This window comes from Streptomyces sp. SID12501, assembly GCF_010550245.1.
GTDB lineage: Bacteria > Actinomycetota > Actinomycetes > Streptomycetales > Streptomycetaceae > Streptomyces.
This window is the reverse complement of sequence record NZ_JAAGLU010000178.1, coordinates 1-751: the sequence shown is the minus strand read 5'-3', so window position 1 is coordinate 751 and position 751 is coordinate 1. Positions and strand designations below refer to the sequence as shown.

General features: G+C 71.0%; 1 pseudogene. It reads right to left on the bottom strand.

The annotated features are described in order from the left end of the window. Positions 1 to 148, bottom strand: a pseudogene (locus G3I71_RS51960) (ABC transporter ATP-binding protein); the annotation flags it as partial. Between the last annotated feature and the right edge of the window lie 603 nt (positions 149 to 751).

Here is a 751-nt window from a genome sequence, read left to right as displayed (position 1 = left end):
GACCCATGATCGCGGTGAACTGGCCGGCGGCGAAGTCGACGGACACGTTGTCCAGCGCGACCACCTGGGTCTCGCCCTGGCCGTACACCTTGGAGAGCTGGGTGGCGCGGGCGGCCACGGCCTGGGTGGTGTGCGGGGCGTAGTTCATGGTGGTCACGGGGACTCCTGTCGAGCATGGGTGCTGCGGTGTGGCGGGACCCTTCCATCCTCGCCGCGCACCAACCCGCTCCGGAACCGCCGAGGTGCCCGTTCATGGGCCCACTGGAGTCTGATCGCCGGCGCGGGGTTCTCCTCCTCTGGTATGACAGGGGCGGTCGGGGAACGGGGCCTCGCCGGCGGGCCCGGGCGGGCCCGGGGGCCGCTCCGGAACGCCTTGCGGTGCCGGGGGGAGCCTCTCGCGGATCTCTCGGGGATCTCTCGGGGTCGGCCGTCCGTCGACCACCGCGCCGGCCGTTGCGGGGCGCGGGGTGGTCCGGGGTGGCGGGCCGGTGGCGACCGGGTGGCGTGCGGCGGCGAAATCCCGTCATTCCCATCGCGGGGGTGATCGTCGTCGGGAAGGTGCCGACAACGCCTTATCGGGCCTGACGGGCTCTCAAGCGCCAATAAAATCAGACAACATCGGGCAGAAGCCCAGGTCGGGGCAGGGGCGTTCCGGATAGGCTCGACGCAGCGTTGAAGGCTTTTTCCACGGGGGCCGCCACGCCCTGCCCGGATGGTGGAATGCAGACACGGCGAGCTTAAACCTCGCTGC